The 19239-nt window shown below is 43.6% G+C and carries 20 protein-coding genes and 1 other annotated feature; of the genes, 4 read left to right on the top strand and 16 right to left on the bottom strand.

What is annotated here, in order from left to right:
• Window positions 1-5 precede the first annotated feature (5 nt).
• The 5 genes from ACFSN5_RS04510 to rplJ all read right to left on the bottom strand — a co-directional run bounded on the left by ACFSN5_RS04510 (window position 6) and on the right by rplJ (window position 4214).
• Entirely contained in the window at window positions 6-668 is a 663-nt protein-coding gene (locus ACFSN5_RS04510) for a sugar transferase (RefSeq protein ID WP_165329398.1), read from the bottom strand.
• Between the two features lie 678 nt (window positions 669-1346).
• On the bottom strand, window positions 1347-2414 hold the full coding sequence (locus ACFSN5_RS04505; RefSeq protein ID WP_165329399.1) for an acyl-CoA dehydrogenase family protein: 1068 nt from the start codon (window positions 2412-2414) through the stop codon (window positions 1347-1349).
• Window positions 2415-2444: 30 nt separating this feature from the next.
• Window positions 2445-2996, bottom strand: coding sequence for a carboxymuconolactone decarboxylase family protein (locus tag ACFSN5_RS04500; protein WP_040804930.1), 552 nt, complete (start codon window positions 2994-2996; stop codon window positions 2445-2447).
• Between the two features lie 273 nt (window positions 2997-3269).
• The gene (rplL, locus tag ACFSN5_RS04495; protein ID WP_002262825.1) at window positions 3270-3638 is read right to left on the bottom strand and encodes a 50S ribosomal protein L7/L12; all 369 of its coding nucleotides are present in this window, start codon (window positions 3636-3638) and stop codon (window positions 3270-3272) included.
• A 75-nt stretch (window positions 3639-3713) separates the two neighbouring features.
• The gene (gene rplJ / locus ACFSN5_RS04490; RefSeq protein ID WP_004228562.1) at window positions 3714-4214 is read right to left on the bottom strand and encodes a 50S ribosomal protein L10; all 501 of its coding nucleotides are present in this window, start codon (window positions 4212-4214) and stop codon (window positions 3714-3716) included.
• 26 nt (window positions 4215-4240) lie between these two features.
• Window positions 4241-4399: a sequence feature (ribosomal protein L10 leader region), on the bottom strand.
• A gap of 216 nt (window positions 4400-4615) precedes the next feature.
• On the opposite strand from rplJ, the gene ACFSN5_RS04485 reads away from it, so the two are divergent.
• The gene (locus tag ACFSN5_RS04485) at window positions 4616-5788 is read left to right on the top strand and encodes an MFS transporter (RefSeq protein WP_165329400.1); all 1173 of its coding nucleotides are present in this window, start codon (window positions 4616-4618) and stop codon (window positions 5786-5788) included.
• Window positions 5789-6020: 232 nt separating this feature from the next.
• On the opposite strand, the gene mmuM is transcribed toward ACFSN5_RS04485, so the two are convergent.
• The 7 genes from mmuM to ACFSN5_RS04450 form a co-directional block, all read right to left on the bottom strand.
• The gene (mmuM, locus tag ACFSN5_RS04480; protein WP_165329401.1) at window positions 6021-6968 is read right to left on the bottom strand and encodes a homocysteine S-methyltransferase; all 948 of its coding nucleotides are present in this window, start codon (window positions 6966-6968) and stop codon (window positions 6021-6023) included.
• Between the two features lie 36 nt (window positions 6969-7004).
• Window positions 7005-8378, bottom strand: a complete 1374-nt coding sequence (locus ACFSN5_RS04475; protein WP_004227644.1) for an amino acid permease — start codon at window positions 8376-8378, stop codon at window positions 7005-7007.
• Between the two features lie 305 nt (window positions 8379-8683).
• Window positions 8684-9280, bottom strand: coding sequence for a ribosome biogenesis GTP-binding protein YihA/YsxC (gene yihA / locus ACFSN5_RS04470; RefSeq protein WP_206222666.1), 597 nt, complete (start codon window positions 9278-9280; stop codon window positions 8684-8686).
• Window positions 9281-9289: 9 nt separating this feature from the next.
• Entirely contained in the window at window positions 9290-10519 is a 1230-nt protein-coding gene (gene clpX, locus ACFSN5_RS04465; protein WP_004226719.1) for an ATP-dependent Clp protease ATP-binding subunit ClpX, read from the bottom strand.
• A 23-nt stretch (window positions 10520-10542) separates the two neighbouring features.
• The gene (locus ACFSN5_RS04460) at window positions 10543-10713 is read right to left on the bottom strand and encodes a hypothetical protein (protein ID WP_004227880.1); all 171 of its coding nucleotides are present in this window, start codon (window positions 10711-10713) and stop codon (window positions 10543-10545) included.
• Between the two features lie 11 nt (window positions 10714-10724).
• Window positions 10725-11240, bottom strand: coding sequence for a dihydrofolate reductase (locus tag ACFSN5_RS04455; protein ID WP_004228382.1), 516 nt, complete (start codon window positions 11238-11240; stop codon window positions 10725-10727).
• Between the two features lie 84 nt (window positions 11241-11324).
• The gene (locus ACFSN5_RS04450) at window positions 11325-12164 is read right to left on the bottom strand and encodes a thymidylate synthase (protein WP_165329403.1); all 840 of its coding nucleotides are present in this window, start codon (window positions 12162-12164) and stop codon (window positions 11325-11327) included.
• A 286-nt stretch (window positions 12165-12450) separates the two neighbouring features.
• Here ACFSN5_RS04450 and ACFSN5_RS04445 point away from each other — a divergent pair, with 286 nt between their 5' ends.
• Window positions 12451-13617, top strand: a complete 1167-nt coding sequence (locus tag ACFSN5_RS04445) for a hydroxymethylglutaryl-CoA synthase (protein ID WP_165329404.1) — start codon at window positions 12451-12453, stop codon at window positions 13615-13617.
• A 5-nt stretch (window positions 13618-13622) separates the two neighbouring features.
• Window positions 13623-14534: a polysaccharide deacetylase family protein gene (locus tag ACFSN5_RS04440; RefSeq protein ID WP_165329405.1), complete on the top strand. Its 912-nt coding sequence runs from the start codon at window positions 13623-13625 to the stop codon at window positions 14532-14534.
• Window positions 14535-14605: 71 nt separating this feature from the next.
• Here ACFSN5_RS04440 and ACFSN5_RS04435 read toward each other — a convergent pair whose 3' ends face one another.
• Together ACFSN5_RS04435 and ACFSN5_RS04430 are read right to left on the bottom strand one after the other, a co-directional pair.
• On the bottom strand, window positions 14606-15496 hold the full coding sequence (locus ACFSN5_RS04435; RefSeq protein WP_165213008.1) for a lactate/malate family dehydrogenase: 891 nt from the start codon (window positions 15494-15496) through the stop codon (window positions 14606-14608).
• A gap of 246 nt (window positions 15497-15742) precedes the next feature.
• Window positions 15743-16588, bottom strand: a complete 846-nt coding sequence (locus ACFSN5_RS04430) for a Cof-type HAD-IIB family hydrolase (protein ID WP_165213006.1) — start codon at window positions 16586-16588, stop codon at window positions 15743-15745.
• A gap of 139 nt (window positions 16589-16727) precedes the next feature.
• Here ACFSN5_RS04430 and ACFSN5_RS04425 point away from each other — a divergent pair, with 139 nt between their 5' ends.
• A complete protein-coding gene (locus ACFSN5_RS04425; protein WP_165213004.1) occupies window positions 16728-17114 on the top strand; it encodes a sodium transporter in 387 nt (128 codons plus the stop codon).
• A 121-nt stretch (window positions 17115-17235) separates the two neighbouring features.
• On the opposite strand, the gene ACFSN5_RS04420 is transcribed toward ACFSN5_RS04425, so the two are convergent.
• Both ACFSN5_RS04420 and pta read right to left on the bottom strand, forming a co-directional pair.
• A complete protein-coding gene (locus ACFSN5_RS04420; RefSeq protein WP_165329406.1) occupies window positions 17236-17991 on the bottom strand; it encodes an SDR family oxidoreductase in 756 nt (251 codons plus the stop codon).
• 251 nt (window positions 17992-18242) lie between these two features.
• Window positions 18243-19229 carry a phosphate acetyltransferase gene (pta, locus tag ACFSN5_RS04415; protein WP_165329407.1) on the bottom strand — a complete coding sequence of 329 codons (987 nt, stop codon included), beginning with the start codon at window positions 19227-19229 and terminating at the stop codon, window positions 18243-18245.
• Window positions 19230-19239: the final 10 nt, after the last annotated feature.

Raw genomic sequence — 19239 nt, 5'->3', positions numbered from 1 at the left:
ACACATCAATGAGCTCCTTCTCCCCGAAGCACCTGCTTGATCGTTAAAAAGAAAATTTTAACATCTAAGCCAAAGGAAAAATTTCGCGGATAATAGAGCTCCAATTCACAACGCTCTGGATAATGGACATCACTGCGCCCAGAAACTTGCCACCAACCAGTCGCTCCGGGCTTAACAGACAAGAGCTTTTTTTGCTCCCGCTCAGTATATTCTTCTAATTCCGCTGCCAAAATCGGCCGCGGTCCAATCAGACTCATATCCCCTTTGAGAATATTGATAAACTGGGGAAATTCATCCAAGCTCGTTTTACGAATGAAGGCGCCAATCTTAGTCAGGCGAGGATCTTGGCCTTCCGGAAACTTGTATCCGTGAGCAACGTAGGTTTGATAAAGTTTTTCGTCCCTCTCCAAGAGCTCCTCAGCATTAACCACCATGGATCGAAACTTCATAATCTTAAAGCTTTTGCCATGTAAGCCCATCCGCTCCTGTCTGAAAATGATAGGGCCCCTATCTTTTCCAAAAAGGTAAAAGACAGCAATAATCAAAGCCAAGGGCACGAAAAAAACAACCGTCCCAACTAGGCCGACTAAAATATCCAATAAACGCTTGATAAATCGACTGTAAATACTTGTTTGAACTTTGTGTTTATAGGTTCTACCATTGAACACAGGAACATCTCTCCATCTAAATCCTACTCTTCCGTTTAAAGACACGGCTGTATCTTCAATCGCTCTCCCAAATAGCTTAAAACACACGATAAAGTAGCTTAATTTTATCATTTTTAGACTTCTATTTCAATGGTGTTAACTTAAAATGTCAGCCCTTGTAAAGCTTCTTAACTTTTCTTTAAGAGCGCACTCAAAAAGCGGACTGAGCATCAATACCACTCAATCCACCTTGACTATCAAACCTCTCAAAGAGATGACTATTTTAAACTGCACTCTAGATAGCATAAACCGACCTTGCTATTAACATATCAAGCCAGCCAGAACAACGAGTCCTATGCCCAACCACTACGTCAAACTGCTCTATCTTATATCATAAAGTTAAATAGGAGGCCAGACTTTTGTTCCATTCTTGACAGTACAAAAAGCTGAAATCAAAATACAAGAAGCATTTAAAAAACTGTATAAAAATAGCGCTTGATGCAAGGCCATTAACTGAAAGGCTCAGGGAAAATCTTATCTATTATCTCAGAAACGTAGGCGTGTTGAATTTGCAATGACCTATCGCTTGATTTTAAAGCTATTAGCTTTTCGTTGACTACTAACACTACAGTCGGTATGAACCTTTATTTGTCGCCGGCCACTGTGAAGGGAGCATACAGCCATACCACGTTTGTCTGATTAAGCCCTTGTCAAAATATGCCGAAGCTGCACAGCACTTGGAGAAACAATCGGCAAAAAAGCTCCTTCATTCCAGCGACGGATAAAACCAGAGGCAGACCCTTTAAGATAACCTCTGCCGCCGCTTGCCTGCAATTCTAACAGTAAGCTGTCAGCGACAATATCAACAATATCAATACGCAGCTGAAAGAGCTGACGAGGATCTTCAATAAAGTCCTTTTCTGATTCCAGACCTGTAAACAGGCACTGCCGAAGAGCTGTTAGCTTGTCCTTGGTATCATCGTACTCCTGCTTAAGGACTGAACGATTGCTGCTTAGGCTTTGCGCTACCTCATCCAATGAGCGCTCTATTAAGCCAAAGGCCAGACCGAATTGATAGCCCAAAAATTCCGGACGCGTCTGAGCCAAAAAGCTTCTAGCATCACCAGATAGTATCCAACTATCATCCAAAGGCACATTATCAAAGCTTAAGGCTGCCGTGTTAGAACCTTGCAGGGCTACAAATTCTAAATCAGTTGACCGCGATAATCCAGCTGCTTCGGAAGGAATGACCAAAACGATAGGTTCTTTGCTGCTGTCTTCAAATTGAGCCGCAAAAACAGCCGCAAAACGATCTGAACGCAGATTCGTTACCCAAGGAAGCCTTCCTCTCAGATAGTATTTCCCATCTTGTTCTACCAAGGTAACATTGAGCTCTTCAATCTTTGATAGAAATTTAGTAGCATTTGACAGAGCTGTTCCGGCGGCCAGCTTCCCTGTCAATAAATCCGGCAGCCAAGACTTTTTCAGAAGGTCATTGCTACTAGCAAGAAGCATTTCAATAAAGGTCCGATGGCCCCACGATATAAAGGAAGCCGTCAGTGAATGCTGAGCCAGCTCTGACAAAAATTCGACGACTTCTGTCTTGCTGCCGCCTTGACCGCCATAGATTTCAGGCACCGCAATACCAAAAACACCTTCTGCTGCAATGCGCTCCAAGAGCTGATCAGCCAGTTCACCGGACTCTTTGTCAATCTGATCGGCATGGGCATCCAGCCAAGTTATAAATTTTTCTGAAAAGTAAGCCATCGTCATCCCCCCTTTTTTCCTCATGCGGAACTATTTTGCATATTGCTGCAATTCTGGATTAATCGGTGTATCCGCCATATTATTAGCATAATTGCAGAGCGATGCTAGGCTAACCCCTAAGACAACATCAAGAGCATTTTCTCGAGTATAACCCGCCTCCAAAAAATCAGCAAAGGCTTCATCTCCGACACGTCCCTTGGTGTTAATCACAGCAATGGTAAATTTAGCCAGCGTATCCAGCTTGGGATCGCTGTCGATAGGCGTACTGTTGCGCAGAGCTTCCAAAAGATCAGGGGACATTTGAATTTGCTTAATCGAAAAGGCCGTGTGACCGGCGACACAAAAGGCACAGCCATTAGTTACAGCCGCAGTAATCTGAACAACCTCCCTCTCTGTCGGTGTCAGAGAATTGCGGCGGTTAATAGCTCCAACGGTGCGGTAAGTTTCCAGTGCTGTCGGTGCATTAGCCAATAACCCGATAAGATTAGGAATATAACCGCCGTTATCCTTTTCAACCGCGCGCAGGGTTTCTTTGACTTCCTCAGGTGCAGTGTCAATGGTATGTATAGTAAATTTAGACATAAAATAACCTCGATTCTTTTTATATTGCTGATAGGATACCATCTCCCGCGCACTCTGCATAGTCTAAATTTTTTATGGTCAGCCATAAACAATCTATATGGCAAATATGAGGACAAGCATTCAGAAAATAAGCAAGGTACAGTATACTCACCTCGAGAAACAGCAAAAAGCCTCCCCGTAAAATAACGAGGAGACTTCGGTATTTCATTGCCTTAACACTAACACGAAAAGGCTTTAAAACTCGGCTTTCTGTTTTAAACAATCAGTAAATGATTATTTAAGAGTAACAGTAGCTCCAGCTTCTTCAAGTTTAGCCTTAAGTTCTTCAGCTTCTGCTGCTGCAACGCCTTCTTTAAGAACAGATGGTGCGTTATCAACAAGACCTTTAGCTTCTTTAAGACCTTCGCCTGTGATTTCACGAACAACTTTGATAACAGCAACTTTCTTGTCGCCACCAGCAGTCAATTCGATATCGAATGAATCTTTAGCTGCAGCTTCTTCTCCGCCAGCAGCACCAGCAGCAGCTACAGGAGCAGCTGCAGTTACGCCAAATTCTTCTTCGATAGCTTTTACAAGGTCGTTCAATTCAAGGATTGACGCTTCTTTAATTTCAGCAATAATGTTTTCAATGTTCAATGCCATTGTGATTTCCTCCAAAAATTTTATTGTTTAATGGTTTGCAGCACTAAGCTGCGTCTGAAAAGCGACTGATGATACTTATGCCACTTCGTCTTTGCTGTCGGCAACAGCCTTGACAGCGTAAGCAACGTTGCGTACAGGCGCTTGAAGCACAGAAAGGAGCATAGAAAGCATACCTTCGCGGTTTGGCAGAGCAGCCAGAGCTTTGATTTCTTCGACTGAAGAAACAGCACCCTCAACGGCACCACCCTTAATTTCAAGTGCTTCAGCTTCTTTAGCAAAATCGTTGATGATTTTTGCTGGGGCTACGACGTCTTCGTTTGAGAAGGCTACAGCAGATGGTCCAACAAAAAGGTCTTTCATATCGTCAAGACCTGCTTTTTCAGCAGCACGAGTCAAGATTGAGTTTTTAATGACTTTAAATTCAACACCAGATTCACGAAGTGAACGGCGAAGATTGGTGTCTTGCTCAACTGTCAGACCGCGTGAGTCAACGACAACGATAGACGCAGCAGCTTTCATTTTTTCGGCAACTGCATCAACCAATTCAGCTTTTTTAGCAATAACAGCTTCACTCATTAAGTTTTACCTCCGTTTTTATTTTGTCTGGAAACGAAAAAATCGCATCCAAACCTAGACACGAAAGTACAAATACGTTTATAGACTAGCCAAGCAAGTTGGCCAAGATTTTACGTTTTTGTGCCTCGGCAGGATGTTTATGAGTTGAACTCCCCTGCTGTCTTAGGTCGGTTTTTTAAACCGTAACTATATTAACATGCCAATCCCTTCCTGTCAAGACTTTTATTTTAAGTAGCTGGCACTTTTCTTTATGACGACTCACCTGTATAAATACAAGATAGCATGTGTTATGGAGTAGCTTACCTTTTATAACATACTAACGTTGAAGTTTGCGTGAGGAGATGAAAACTCCTATAAGATTTGATATGATGATAGTAAATTTATTACGAAAGGTATTCATCATGAAACAAAAACGCATCTGGATAGTCGTTGGTCTAGTTATGCTGGGGATTGTCATGCGCTCACCATTTACCACTATCCCAACTATATTATCTAATATCGCTAAGAGTTTGGAGGTCCCTGTTAGCTCTTTGGGAGCTTTAACCTCCATACCGCTGTTGATGTTTGCCTTCTTTTCATCCTTGGCCCCTAAGCTGGCCCAGCGCTTTGGCCTAGAGCGTTTGATGGCAGTCATCTTGTTTCTTATGGCGATAGGCTCTGCCCTACGGATTATTGCTCTACCGACTCTCTACCTAGGAACAGTGGTCGTCGGGGCCACTATTGCCTGTGTCAATGTCCTTTTGCCTAGTATCGTGGCTCGCTATTTCCCGCATAAGGTTGGGATTTATACGACTCTTTACACCAGCGTTATGGGCTTATCATCTACAATTTTTACCTCATTGGCTTCTCCTATCACTCACATCATCCGTTGGCGCGGCTTTATTCTTTGCCTATCTGCTATCGTTTTATTGGCCTTTATCCTATGGCTGCCTAATGTCAGCAAAAATGCTCAAGTCCAAATGGAGACTAAGACAGCAGAGCCTTCCCAGCAAAATCTCTGGACAAATAAATATGCCTTAGCCCTTTTGATTTTTGGTGGCTTGCAATCGCTGCTTTTTTATACCGAGATGACCTGGCTTCCTACCTTGTCTCAGGCCGCTGGTTTCTCAGCCAGTCAGGCTGGATCGCTCCTAGGGCTCTACAATCTGGTTAGTCTGCCTATGTCTTTGACAATCCCAAATCTGGTTACAAGTCAAAAGAGGCAGCAGCGCACTTGGACCATGTTAGGATTTGCCGGTTTGACCTTTCTTGGGATTGCTATTCTCCTTTCTGCTCCAAAAACCTATTTCTTTTGGGCTCTTGGGCATGTCAGCCTAGGATTATCCGTCGCGGCTTTATTTCCCTATATGCTCGTTAGTTTCAATCTTAAAACGACCACAGCTCAAAACACCGCACGCTTATCAGGTATGGTGCAAACAGGCGGCTACCTTTTAGCAGCCATCGGTCCATTCCTCCTGGGATATAGTCAAGAACTTTTTGGATCTTGGGAGGCTCTGCTCTGGATTTTAGCGCTAATGGCTGGGATAATGGGACTTTCCTTGGTAGCTTTTGAAAAGACTGATAGCATTTTATAAAATGAAGCAGTGAGGCTGAGATAAGAAGAGTTTCATTGCTGCTTGATACAAAAAACGAACAAAATTAGAATTCTCATCATTGGAAATCTGACTTTGTTCGTTTTTTAATCTTGTTGTCGGACTTTTATACATCATCTTCACAGGTGAGAGCACAGCCCTCATGTCTGTCCGCCCCCCCCTAATAGTAAGGAGATAAGATACTAGGATGTAAATAGACTTAACAGCCAACAGCCTATCTTAAGCGACTGGATAGGATTTGAATATCGCTCGGTCTGGTCCGGCAGCAGCCACCGACCACTTTGGCTCCCAGCTTCTGCCATTCCAACGTATTTTCCAAGAGGGTGTGTGAATGGTCTGGATCCTTGGTCCAAGTCTGACTAGCGCCATCGTAGACCTCACCAGAGTTAGGATAGGTTACCAAAGGTTTCTGGCTATAGTTTCTCAGTCCCTGCAAAAAACTTGGGTAAACACTGGGAGAACTGCAATTGAGACCAAGTGCTAAAATCTGCCGACTGTCATCAACTAGAGGAGCTACTTCTGCAATAGGTGTTCCATCTGAAATAGACAAACCGTCTTGAGAAGTAAAGCTCATATAAGCTTCCATGCCCGGAAATTCGCTAGCCAACAAGTCGACCAGAGCCTGAACTTCTAGAAGATTAGGTATCGTTTCTAAAGCCAGCAAGTCCACTCCCTGATCCTGCAAAATAGCTATCCGAGGGCGATGAAAGTCCATCAGTTCTTTCTTGGTGACAGAGCCATAGGCACCGGTATACTCTGAACCATCAGCCAAATAAGCAGCATAAGGACCGATATCTCCAGAGATTAAAGGATAGGGACGCTTAGCCTGTTCTTCTTCTGCCAGTTCAGACCAGACTTGATCTCGGGCAGCCTTGGCAATACTGACTGTTGAAGCGATAACCGCCTTAGCTTCCTCTTCAGACAAGCCATATTCTTCAAGTCCCGGTAAGGTTGCTTGATAGGAGGCCGTAGTGACAATGTCACTGCCTGCCCGCAAATAAGTTTCGTGAATATCTTGAATAGCCTGTGGATCTTCCAAAAGGTACTTGGCTGACCAGAGTTTACCAGAGACATCATAACCACGGTACTCCAACTCTGTTCCCAAAGCCCCATGCAAAATCAGGTTGTCTTGACTGGTCAATAAATCCTTAAATCTTCCCATGAATTTTCCTCCTCAAAACAATGATTCGAACTGTTATCAAAACTTTTTATAACGCCAATAATGATAAAGGTAACAGAAAGCAACAAAAGGAAGGCCGAAATATAGCCCAGCCCGCTGCTCCTTATCCCAAGCAATGCCGATGATAGATAGGCCTAAAAGAATAATAGTGATATAAGGCAAAATAGGATTAAAAGGCGTTTTATAGTCCAGATCACTGTCGCTGTGATCTTTGAGCCAAACCTTGCGGAAATTTATCTGAGAAACCGGAATGGATAACCAGACTGCAACCACGGCAAAACCGGCAATAGAGACCAAAGCCAGATAGACCGTTGAGGCTGCATAGAAACTAGCAAAGAGCGACAAACCAGCCCCCAGCATAGACAGTAACATCGCCCGCATAGGAACACCGTGTTTATTGATTTTGACGACCCGCTTATCCAACATGCCTTCGTTAGCCAGTGACCAGAGCATCCGGCTGGAAGCATAGAGACCGGAATTCCCAGCCGACAGAATAGCCGTCAGGATGACGAAATTCATAATATCACCAGCATAAGGAATACCCATCTTGTCAAAGACCAGCACAAACGGTGCATCTGTTACACCCGCTTCCTTCATAGGCAAAAGGGAAGCTAAAACTAGAATAGTCAGGACAAAAAAGATAACCAAACGGCCGATAGTCGTCTTGATAGCCTTTGGTACAGCCTCCTTTGGATTGTCCGTTTCCCCCGCTGCAATCCCGATCAGCTCAGTTCCTGAAAAGGCATAGTTGACATTGAGCATGACAGAAATCACTGCAATAAAACCTTTTGGAAAGGCACCTTGAGCCGTTAGATTCTCAAAGAGAACAGGATGATGGTGCCCATTGAAAGAAACCAAGCCCAGCATGGCTCCCAAGCCTAGCGCAATAAAAACGACAATAGCTAGTACTTTAATACTAGAAAAGAATGATTCTGTCTCAGCAAAGGATCGCACTGAAAGAGCATTGATAGCAAAAACAACTAAGGCAAAGAAAGCCGCCGATATCCAAGCTGGTATGGAAATCCAGCGTTCGACCAGCATACCAGCTGCGAGGAACTCTGTCCCTAAGGCCACCGTCCAACAAATCCAATAGAGCCAGGCTACGGTAAAACCAGTCCCCGGACTAATAAATTTAGTAGCATAAGTGTGAAAAGAGCCTGTCACCGGCATAGCTACTGCCAGCTCCCCTAAGGAGAGCATGACCAGATAGACCACTACCGCCCCTACTAAATAAGACAGCACAGCGCCCAGTGGCCCTGCTTGGGCAATGGTATAGCCTGAACTCAAGAACAACCCAGTCCCAATAACCCCACCTAGGGAGAGCATAAAGAGATGGCGACTGGTCATCTTACGCTGAAATTTTCCTTGGTTTTCAAAATTATGATTGTCCATACTACCTCCAAGTAACAAATTACTATCTATGATAACACGAATCAGCAGCTCTTAGGACATAGTTATTTCCTATGAAGTCATATAAAAAATTAATTGGGCAGTTTTGATTGGGCCAGTGAGTTTCTAGTTTTTATTTTACATAAATATATTTACGCTCATAAAAGAAAAACAGAAATAAGTGGAAGCTAGAAGCCTTATCAGCCACCAGCTTAGCTAGTGGTTTTCTTGTTTTTCTCTCTGAGAAAAACTGGCTGGAAATCATAAACAAAAAGCCAACCTTAGCGGTCAGCCCTTTAAAACCTGATTTATAGATTTTCTAGAATCGTATCCCAAGCTTGATTATAGCCGTCCTTAGTTTCTGATGAAAAAACGATAAAACTGTCTTGGCTATCAAAGTTGAGTTTCTTCTTAATCAAAGCTTCCTGCTTATTCCACTTGCCGCGTGGCACCTTGTCAGCCTTGGTTGCTACAATAATCACAGGAATTTCGTAGTACTTAAGGAACTCATACATCTGCACATCGTCAGCTGTCGGTTCATGACGCAGATCCACCAAACTAACCACAACCCGCAGGTTATCGCGGGTGACGAGGTACTCCTCAATCATCTTCCCCCATTTAGCCCGCTCGGTCTTGGAAACCTTAGCATAGCCATAACCAGGCACATCGACAAAGCGCAGTTTATCATCAATATTATAAAAATTAAGCAGTTGGGTCTTGCCAGGCTTACTAGAGGTCCGAGCCAACTTTTTACGATCCAGCAAAGTATTGATAAAACTAGACTTGCCCACATTAGAACGACCTGCCAAAGCTACCTCCGGTAAGTCGTCTTGTGGGTAATGGGATTTGTTTGCAGCACTCAGGAGAATTGAGGCATTATGGGTATTCAAAACTTCTTCTGCCATCATTAACCTCTACGCTGTTTTCAAGATGGGTTTGTCTGTCCCTTCGACCGCAGCCTTGGTCACACGCACACTAGTCACTTCTTCTTGACTTGGCACTTCAAACATAATATCCATCATGGTTTCTTCGATAATCGACCGCAAACCGCGGGCACCAGTCTTGCGTTCGATAGCTTTTTGAGCGATTGCTTCAAGAGCTTCTTGGTCAAATTCTAAATCAACCCCATCGTAGGAAAGGAGGGTCTTGTACTGTTTGACTAGGGCGTTCTTAGGTTCAGTCAGAATCCGTACCAAATCGTCAACCGTCAACTGCTCAAGGGCAGCCAAGACAGGCAAACGACCGATAAATTCAGGAATCAAGCCAAATTTTTGAATATCTTCTGAGATAATTTGCTGCATATAAGAAGCATCATCATCCAATGACTTGTTGTTTTGGCCAAAACCGATGACCTTCTCACCTAAGCGTTGTTTGACAATATCTTCAATCCCGTCGAAGGCCCCGCCAACAATAAAAAGAATATTCTTGGTATCAATCTGAATCATCTCTTGATTAGGGTGCTTGCGGCCGCCTTGAGGAGGAACACTGGCGACGGTTCCTTCAACAATTTTCAGGAGAGCCTGCTGAACTCCTTCACCAGAAACATCCCGAGTAATAGAGACATTTTCGCCCTTCTTGGCGATCTTGTCGATTTCATCGACATAGATAATCCCTCGCTCAGCCCGCTCGATATTGAAGTCGGCTGCCTGAATTAGTTTTAGCAGGATATTTTCCACGTCTTCTCCGACATAACCAGCCTCGGTTAAAGCCGTTGCATCTGCAATAGCAAAAGGCACATTGAGACTTTTGGCCAACGTTTGAGCCAAAAAAGTTTTACCCGAACCTGTCGGACCAATCATGAGAATATTGGATTTTTGCAAATCGACATCCTCATCTTGAGAACTTTCGACGAAGCTAATCCGTTTGTAGTGATTATAAACCGCAACGGCTAAGGCCCGTTTAGCCCGATCTTGTCCGATGACATAGTCATCTAAAATCTGCAGGAGCTCTTTGGGTTTGGGCACTTCTGTCAAATCAGCCAAAACTTCTTCAGCTAACTCTTCGTTGATAATTTCTTGGGAGAGAGCCACACATTCATTACAAATGAAAACCCCGTTTCCGGCAATAATCTTTCTGACTTCGGTTTGGTTCTTGCCACAAAATGAGCAATAGACCATTACATCATTATTGGTATTATCTGTCATAGTCGTTTACAATCGTCCTATTCTTAAAAAAGTGTGCCATAGAAGGCATGAATGGTATTAATAAGGTTGGTTAAAGCATTGAGGAGAAAGAGAGTCCCGAGGCCATAACGATTCTTACGAAAGGCGGGGAGAGCACAGAGCACACAGATAATGGCTAATAGTGCCGTAAACACCCCAAAAATACTTCTTTGCATGAAAGTCTTCCTTATCTTATCTTGTTAAGTTTTGAAATAGTAAAGTTATAGGGATTCTTCTGGTCCTTGGAGAAATCCTCCTGCTCAACCAGCTGATAATCCTCTAAGGGAATCTCTGGGAAGTAGGTATCTCCTTCAAAGCAGGCATGGATGGTTGTCTTCACCAAGCCATCATAATAATCCCTGAATGCGGTATAAACACCAGAGCCTCCTGCAATATAGAGATCCTTATCCTGCTGACTGAACCATGTTAAGACTTCTTCCGGACTAGAGACTGTCTTAACCCCATCAACCTGATAAGTCTTATCGCGAGTCAAGATGAGAATTTCTCGTCCTGGCAAAACCCGACGCCCCATACCATCAAAAGTTTTTCTTCCCATCAGAACTGCTTGACCCATAGTCGTCTTTTTAAAGTGAGCCAATTCAGCCGGCAAGTGCCAAGGCATGGTTTGCTTGCTACCGATGAGGCCAGACTCGTCCTGAGCCCAGATAGCAATGATTTTCTTCCCTTTTTTAACGTTGTCCATACTGATTTCATTCTATCAGAAATTAAGAAAAAATGCATTTGAAAAAATTCAAACACATTCTTAATAATCGGTAATAAAGGCGGATCAAATCGCCAAGTCAAACTTAAGCTGGGGTTTAACAGACTCATAATCCAGCAGTTCGAAATCTTCTGGCTTGATGTCGAAAAAATTCGTCCCATCTGGAACATTGAGCACTAAGTGAGGCTGACAATCGGTTGCCTGACGTTTCAGCAATTCCCGAGCCTGTTCGAACTGATTATCGTAAATATGAAGATTATTGACAAAATAGAAAAATTTACCAACCTTCCAGCCAAAGTGTTTAGCAATCATCATCTGCAAGGCCACATACTGCATGGCATTGATATGATGAGCCACCAGCATATCATTGGAGCGCTGGGTCAGGGTGGCATCTAAATAGATATCCCCATCTACCCGACGAACATCAAACATAGTCTGAAAGGCGCAAGGAAGCAGCCCTTCCGATTCCTCAAACGCTTCATAATCCCAAAGAGAGATGACATTGCGACGATTCCAAGGATTGGCTTCTAGCTGCTTGAGAATTTTATTGATGATGTCGTGCTTTTTTACAACAGCACCGTAACGCTGCCCAATAGTCCCAGTATTACCGACTTCCCAGTCATTCCAGTATTTAACCTTGTACTTATCATTCAGAAGCCCTAAATCGTTAGACTGGTCTTGATAAATCCAAAAAATTTCCTTGATAGCCGATTTAATAGGAATGGGCCGCAAAGTCGTAAGGGGAAACTCTCCTTTGGCCAGATTGTACTCAGCAAAGGAACCTGTGATATATTTTGAGTTGGCTGTTTGGCCATTCTTATATTTAGGCCGAGCCTGTTCAGACCAGACCCCTTCGTCCATAATTTTCTTGATATTAGCCTTAAAAATAGCATCTGCTTTAGTCATGAAAGTACCTCTCTTGGTAAATCTTATTGCCTCTTATTCTAGCTAATTTTTTTGGAAAATGCTAATGCCAGCCCTTGGCAAAAAAGTGAAGAGGACTTTCCGCTGCTCTCAAGACGTTTGAAAAATCGACTAAAAGTCGCTGCTGTCCACCATCTTGATGGTTTTATGAAGTCAGCCGTAGGACTGATTCAACAGCCTTTGGAGTTGATTTCAGTTTTTTTAGCAGGGCTTTCATGACATTTATGTTACAATGGAACTATATAAATCACTTAACAGAAGGTATCTTATGTCTATTGGAATTGATAAGATTGGTTTTGCTACAGCTAAATACCAGTTGAAGATGGCAGATTTAGCTGCGGCCCGTGACACTGATCCCAATAAATACTCAGTCGGATTGATGTTAGACAGTCTCAGTATCGCCCCAATCACTGAAGATATCGTGACGCTGGGGGCTGCTGCTGCTGATCAAATCCTCACCAAGGAAGATAAAGTCACTATTGATATGGTCATCGTCGCAACGGAATCTAGTATTGACCAAAGTAAGGCAGCGGCTGTTTTTATTCACGGTTTGCTAGGTATCCAACCCTTTGCCCGCAGTCTGGAAATGAAAGAGGCCTGCTACAGTGCGACAGCAGCCTTAAACTACGCTAAGCTCCATGTCGCCGCCAAACCTCACTCCAAGGTTCTGGTCATCGCCAGTGATATCGCCAAATACGGTCTCAGAACTTCTGGCGAACCGACTCAAGGAGCTGGAGCTGTGGCTATGCTCGTAACCAGTCAGCCTCGGATTTTGGCTCTCAACGATGATAATGTGGCCCAGACCCGTGATGTCATGGACTTCTGGCGTCCTAACTACTCAAATACTCCCTTTGTTCAAGGGATGTTTTCAACCAAACAATACCTAGACTGTTTAAAAACAACATGGGCTGAATATCAACAACGCTATGACACGAATCTAAAAGACTTCGCTGCCTTTTGCTTCCATATTCCTTATCCTAAACTGGCCAGCAAAGGACTTAATAAATTATTGGATAAGTCGCTGCCAGATGCAAAGAGGGAACAAATTCAGCAAAACTTTGAGGCTTCTATTCATTATAGCCGCCAAATCGGAAATATTTACACGGGTTCGCTTTACCTGAGTTTTTTGTCTTTATTGGAAAACGCTAAAACCTTGAAGGCTGGCGATAAGATCGGTTTCTTTAGTTACGGCTCTGGGGCGGTATCAGAAATTTTCAGCGGTCAGTTAGTTGCTGGTTTTGAAAACAGGTTAGAAAAGAACCGTCAGGCTCAGCTGGAGCAGCGGCAAACGCTGTCAGTCGCTGACTATGAAAAAATCTTCTTTGAAGAAGCCCAGCTGGATGATCAAGGTAATGCCGACTTTGACGGCTATGATACCCATAGTTTTATCCTAGATCGCATCGACCAACATCAGAGACTTTATAAGAGGAATTAGACTTTATGACTGCTAGGAATCAAAAGCCCACACAGCCCAACCACACTATTCGCAATCTACTGGCCATCATTGGTTTAGTATTTGTCATTGGGGCCTTAGCTTTTATGTTTAAGAACCACAGTTTCAAGCCCAGCCAATTATTAAGAGCAGAAAAAACCAGTCAAACAGTTAAGAAGACAAAGCAAAGTATAAACACTAAATCCAGTAGCAGCAAGAAAGTCAACTGGGAAAAGCAAGATGAAACAGTTAAGGTACCCATTCTTATGTACCATGCTATCCATGTTATGGATCCGTCAGAGGAAGGCAGCGCCAATCTGATTGTCAGTCCTGATACCTTTGAAAATCACATTAAGGCTCTCAAAGACCAGAACTACTACTTCCTGACACCTGAGGAAGCCTACAAGGTCTTATCAGAAAATGTTCTCCCTGATGGAAATAAAAAAATTGTCTGGTTGACCTTTGATGATGGTGATGCCGATTTTGTCAATGCAGCCGCTATTATGAAAAAATATGGCGCAGTCGGCACCAATAATATTATCACCAGTTATGTTGATAAGGAAGGATTCTTGTCAAGTGATCAGATTAAAGAGATGGCTAAGGATGGTATGTCCTTCCAAAGTCACACTGTCAACCACCCAGATTTATCAACTCAATCCAATGATAGTCAAAACACCGAGCTGGGAGAATCGAAATCTTGGTTAGACAGTTTACTCAAACAAGATACCCTAGCCCTTGCCTATCCTTCCGGCCGCTTCAATGACAGTACCAAATCACTGGCTGAGCAGGCCGGCTACAAGATGGCCGTGACAACTAATGAAGGTCTGGCCAGTGCAGATGATGGCCTCTACGCCCTCAATCGGGTAAGAATTCTGCCAAGTACTACTGCCGATGATTTGCTCAATACTATTGCTTGGTAAACATAATAATATTAGAAAGTCCAGCCCTTTGGTGGGGCCGGACTTTTTGGTTGTCTATCTTATCTATAAATTTAGTTGAAGGCTTTTCCTTTAATAGCCTTAGCCGAACTCTGAAGTTTTTGTTTTTCCTCTTCACTTAGAGCTAAAGGTACGCGCTCCAGCACTCCCTGACGGCCGATGATAGCTGGATAGCTAAGATAGATAGCATTGTCTCTATCATAATTGGAGACCGGCAAAATTTGATGACTATCGGTCAGAATAGCTTCTAAAAGCAGGTGGGTGGAGCTGGCAATAGCAAAATTGGTATAGCGTTTACCGTTAAAAACTTGCTGACCACCTCGACGTACAGCCGCTTCAATATGTTCCTGTTCAACTGAACCCAGCTGGTCCAGATTGACCGTTGACCAAGCCGTAAACTGACTATCTCCATGTTCACCCAGAACATAGCCTTGGATCGACTGAGGTGCCAGTCCTGTTGCCTTGGACAATTGATTTTTAAGCCGGCTGCTATCCAGCAGGGTACCAGTCCCCATAATTCTGTCCTTAGGATAGTCCAACTCTCGCTGCAAGACCGTGGTAATGGCATCACAAGGATTAGAAATCACAATAATTAAACCAGAGAAATGCGTTCTTTTCAAACGCGCAGCAATTTCTTTAGCATTGGCAATATTAATAGTGAGCTCGACCCAACGATCGGGATTGTCACCAAAATAGGCCTTGATATCACCGACAGCGACCACCAAGACATCGACATCATCTAAAAGGCTATCATCATTGGCGGCAATCTTGACATAATGAGGACTCGTTGCCAAACTATCCTCGAGATCTAATTGATCAGCAAATAATTTGTCTTCTCGCTTATCAAGAAGCACCAGCTCATCGGCAAGACCTGAACGGACCAAGTTACCAGCCAGTGTACTGCCAACATTTCCCATTCCAATAATTCCAACTTTTCGAGCCATAAAATTACCTCCTCTAATTTACAGTCAGCTTACCACTATTGCCTAAGCCTGTAAAATAGTTAATGCTTATAAGACCTTATAAATTTAAGCAAGATAGCATTGGTGAAAGGTATGATGGGTTTAAGCTTATCCTGAATCGCTTGGCAGCAACTTGAGCTTTCCCTTAAATATTAGTCTCTCAGATACTTTCTAAAACAGAAAAAAATGAACCAGCGTCCAGCGCATCAGTCCATCTTTCATTCCCGCTTAATCCAGCAATCCCAATCTTTCAAAAGCCTTGTAAAGGCCATCATCTTCTACATCAGCGGTCACTAAGTCAGCCATAGCTAAAATTTCAGGCCCACCGTTGCCCATGGCAACCCCCAAAGCACAGTAGTCCAGCATAGGAATATCCACCTTGGCATCACCAAAAGCAATAGTATCAGCTTTATCCCTTCCCAGATAGTCTAAGAGAACATCAATAGCATGAGCCTTATCAATATTGGCAACGCCTAAATCACCAAAGAGAGCCGTTTCACCACGACCGCCCCAAGTACCAGCCTTAAGCTGGGGGAAGGCTTCTTTAGAGTCTAAGTGGTCTTGATAAGATTTGAGGATAAAACTAACTTTATTGAGGTCCTTGCGATAAAGATTACCACCATAGACCAAACCATGCAAAACATCTTCTGCTTCCATATTCTTAACTTGGGCTTCTTTGGCTCCTTTGGTCAGAACGTAAGCCCGCATAACTGGTCTAGCAGCTTCTTTGAAATGCTCACTGGCAAAGAGACCACTATTGCTTTCCAAGTAAAATTCCAGCCCGCGCTCATGCAGCCAATCAACAATAGCCCGACTATCTTCCTCAGAAATCACTTGGTGCATAAGGACTGTTCCTTGATGCTCTACATAGGAACCATTCCCACCAATCATCCCATCTAAGCCCATGTCCCAGAGTTCAGGCTGGACTTCAGCATGGCTGCGGCCGGTACAGATATAGACTAAATGCCCATTGGCTCTAGCCCTTTGTACAGCCTCAACAGCAGATTGAGGCAGATGATTTTCATAATCCACCAAGGTGCCATCCACATCTAAAAATACAACTTTTTGGGTCATCCTGATACCTCCACTTCTTTATAATGTTATTATAAAGAGCTAACGCCAGAAATGATGCCTTTTTTCTTCGAAAAACTGATACTATCCTATGCTAATCCCAAAATTTGCAATCTAGGAGTCTAACCGTTATGATAAAGACATGACATCTATTAAAACAATCATGAACCAACTTCCCAATAAATTAGCCTTTTATGATAAAAAGGGTCTGCCTCTCTACAATAATGGTCAAGCCGACGGCAGTCTCTTGCCAGACCAAGAAGCTCATCCCTTGGAAGATTGGTTGCTAAAGAAACTTACTGAGAATCCCACCAAATCTTTAAGCTTTCAGGTACCTACTCAAGCCTTTGACCAGATTTTAATGCAAACTTACCAGGCAGCCTTGGATGAACAGGGACAGATTATCGGTATTATGGAAACCATCACCGATTTCAAAGAGCCCCTGACGACCTATCTGGAAGATAGCGCCCAAGCCTTAGTTGGCTGGTCCGATGCCACTTCTGGCCCTTCTATCAAAAGCGAAGACTGAATTTCCATAAAATACCCACAGCAAAAAGCCTCCAGCCAAATAGATTCTTCCTAGCTTGGCTAAAGGCTTTTTATATTAGACAGGCGACTGACTAGATCGTCATAACTTCTTTCGCTTCCCTCTATTCGTCCCGTTCAACTGGCTGAGGACCAAAGCTCTGCGAGGTCGGCATGATTTCAATCCGATTAACATTGACATGTTTAGGCTGCTGAGCCAGCCAAAGAACCGTATTGGCAATATCTTCTGGCCTAATGGCATGAGCGCCTTTATAGAGGTCGCTAGCCCGTTGGTCATCGCCTTTAAAGCGGATATTGGAAAATTCTGTTCCCTCACAAAGACCCGGTTCAACATTAGAAACCCGAATCTTGGTACCGGCTAAATCTGCCCGCAGATTCAGCGAGAACTGTTTCACAAAAGCCTTACTAGCACCGTAAACATTGGCACCTGGGTAGGGAACCGTGCCTGCCGTTGAACCGATATTGATGATATAACCAGACTTGCGAGCCACCATTTGCGGCAGAACCTGCCGTGTTAGATAGGTCAAACCAACAATATTGGTTTGAATCATGGTAGTCCAATCGTCAACATTTGCCTCGTAAGCTTTATCTAAACCCAAAGCCAGACCAGCATTATTAACCAGAATATCAATGGTTTGCCAATCAGCCGGCAGGCTAGCCAAAGCAGAATCAATAGCTTCCTGGGATGTCATATCCATCTGCAGGGGATAAAAATGAGCGCCCAGTTCTTGAGCAAGTTTTTCTAATTTAGCCAAACGACGACCAGTCCCGATCACCCGGTAGCCTTCCTTAACAAAGAGCTCTGCCATGGCTAAACCAAAGCCTGCTGTTGCTCCTGTAATCATTACTGTTTCAGTCATTGATACCTCCTATTTTGAAGAACGTCATTGTCATTAATAGAAAAGGGAAGGAAATAGCCTATTATAGACTACTGCCTTCCCACCTCCGCACAGTTGATTTTCAGCTTTTTCACCCCCCACCAGACTCATCGCTTGCCTAGAAAAGGAGAGTCAGACTTCCTTCTGCCTTAGCTGTCAGATAAGAGGCTAAACGCCAGCTCAGATCTATCCCCCCTTGCTTACTGTTTTAAAAAAATATAGGGGGAGAGTTTTTATCCTTCTACTGCTTGTGCAGCTGTAATAATAGCTAATTTATAGATATCTTCGGCACTCGAACCGCGAGACAAGTCATTGACCGGCATATTGAGACCTTGTAAAATTGGCCCAATTGCGTCAAACATTCCTAAGCGTTGAGCAATCTTATAGCCAAGATTACCCGACTGCAAATCAGGGAAGATGAAGACATTGGCATGTCCGGCTATATTGCTGTCTGGAGCCTTAATAGCCGCAGTCTCTGGCACAAAGGCTGCATCAAATTGCAGTTCCCCATCCAAAGCTAGCTCAGGAGCCAAGTCCTTAGCTAATTTAGTAGCTTCTTGGACCTTTTCAGCCTGAGGTGCCTTGGCACTCCCCTTGGTAGAGAAGCTCAGCAGCGCAATTTTAGGATCCAAGTCGAAAATCTTAGCTGTATCAGCCGTATTTACCGCAATTTCAGCTAACTCTTGAGGAGATGGATCAATATTGATAGCACAATCAGCAAAGATATAACGCTCACTGGTGTTTTCCCGATTCATCAGAAAGACACCAGATGTTCGAGAGATGCCAGGTTTCGTCTTAATAATTTGCAAGGCAGGCCGAACCGTATCAGCTGTTGAATGAATGGCACCTGAGACCATGCCATCTGCCAAGCCCATCTTAACCAGCATAACGCCGAAATAGTTGACATCCCGCAAAAACCTATCAGCATCTTCTGCCGTCGCCTTTTCTTTACGAATTTCCAAGAAAAGTTCCTTCATCTTAGCAAAATCCGCATAAGTATCAGGATTGATGATCGTATAATTTTGGTCAGCAAAACCAAGTCGTTTAAGGAGATTCTTAACCTGCTCAGCTTCACCTAAAATAATCGGATCAACCAGACCTTCAAACTTCAAACGAGCAGCCGCCCGAACGACTCTTTCATCATTTCCTTCTGGAAAAACAATTTTAATACCTTTACCAGCAATCTTACTGCGTAATTCCCCAAATAAGCTTCTTATCATAGGATAAACC

It is taken from the genome of Streptococcus tangpeifui, assembly GCF_044503215.1.
Taxonomy (GTDB): domain Bacteria; phylum Bacillota; class Bacilli; order Lactobacillales; family Streptococcaceae; genus Streptococcus; species Streptococcus tangpeifui.
This window is presented reverse-complemented; position numbering and strand designations above follow the sequence as displayed.

Coding starts and splice junctions, on each gene's coding strand:
- ACFSN5_RS04505 (WP_165329399.1), bottom strand. CDS start 2,414: ATGGCTTACTTTTCAGAAAAATTTATAACTTGGCTGGATGCCCATGCC.
- ACFSN5_RS04500 (WP_040804930.1), bottom strand. CDS start 2,996: ATGTCTAAATTTACTATACATACCATTGACACTGCACCTGAGGAAGTC.
- rplL (WP_002262825.1), bottom strand. CDS start 3,638: ATGGCATTGAACATTGAAAACATTATTGCTGAAATTAAAGAAGCGTCA.
- rplJ (WP_004228562.1), bottom strand. CDS start 4,214: ATGAGTGAAGCTGTTATTGCTAAAAAAGCTGAATTGGTTGATGCAGTT.
- ACFSN5_RS04485 (WP_165329400.1), top strand. CDS start 4,616: ATGAAACAAAAACGCATCTGGATAGTCGTTGGTCTAGTTATGCTGGGG.
- mmuM (WP_165329401.1), bottom strand. CDS start 6,968: ATGGGAAGATTTAAGGATTTATTGACCAGTCAAGACAACCTGATTTTG.
- ACFSN5_RS04475 (WP_004227644.1), bottom strand. CDS start 8,378: ATGGACAATCATAATTTTGAAAACCAAGGAAAATTTCAGCGTAAGATG.
- yihA (WP_206222666.1), bottom strand. CDS start 9,280: ATGGCAGAAGAAGTTTTGAATACCCATAATGCCTCAATTCTCCTGAGT.
- clpX (WP_004226719.1), bottom strand. CDS start 10,519: ATGACAGATAATACCAATAATGATGTAATGGTCTATTGCTCATTTTGT.
- ACFSN5_RS04460 (WP_004227880.1), bottom strand. CDS start 10,713: ATGCAAAGAAGTATTTTTGGGGTGTTTACGGCACTATTAGCCATTATC.
- ACFSN5_RS04455 (WP_004228382.1), bottom strand. CDS start 11,240: ATGGACAACGTTAAAAAAGGGAAGAAAATCATTGCTATCTGGGCTCAG.
- ACFSN5_RS04450 (WP_165329403.1), bottom strand. CDS start 12,164: ATGACTAAAGCAGATGCTATTTTTAAGGCTAATATCAAGAAAATTATG.
- ACFSN5_RS04445 (WP_165329404.1), top strand. CDS start 12,451: ATGTCTATTGGAATTGATAAGATTGGTTTTGCTACAGCTAAATACCAG.
- ACFSN5_RS04440 (WP_165329405.1), top strand. CDS start 13,623: ATGACTGCTAGGAATCAAAAGCCCACACAGCCCAACCACACTATTCGC.
- ACFSN5_RS04435 (WP_165213008.1), bottom strand. CDS start 15,496: ATGGCTCGAAAAGTTGGAATTATTGGAATGGGAAATGTTGGCAGTACA.
- ACFSN5_RS04430 (WP_165213006.1), bottom strand. CDS start 16,588: ATGACCCAAAAAGTTGTATTTTTAGATGTGGATGGCACCTTGGTGGAT.
- ACFSN5_RS04425 (WP_165213004.1), top strand. CDS start 16,728: ATGACATCTATTAAAACAATCATGAACCAACTTCCCAATAAATTAGCC.
- ACFSN5_RS04420 (WP_165329406.1), bottom strand. CDS start 17,991: ATGACTGAAACAGTAATGATTACAGGAGCAACAGCAGGCTTTGGTTTA.
- pta (WP_165329407.1), bottom strand. CDS start 19,229: ATGATAAGAAGCTTATTTGGGGAATTACGCAGTAAGATTGCTGGTAAA.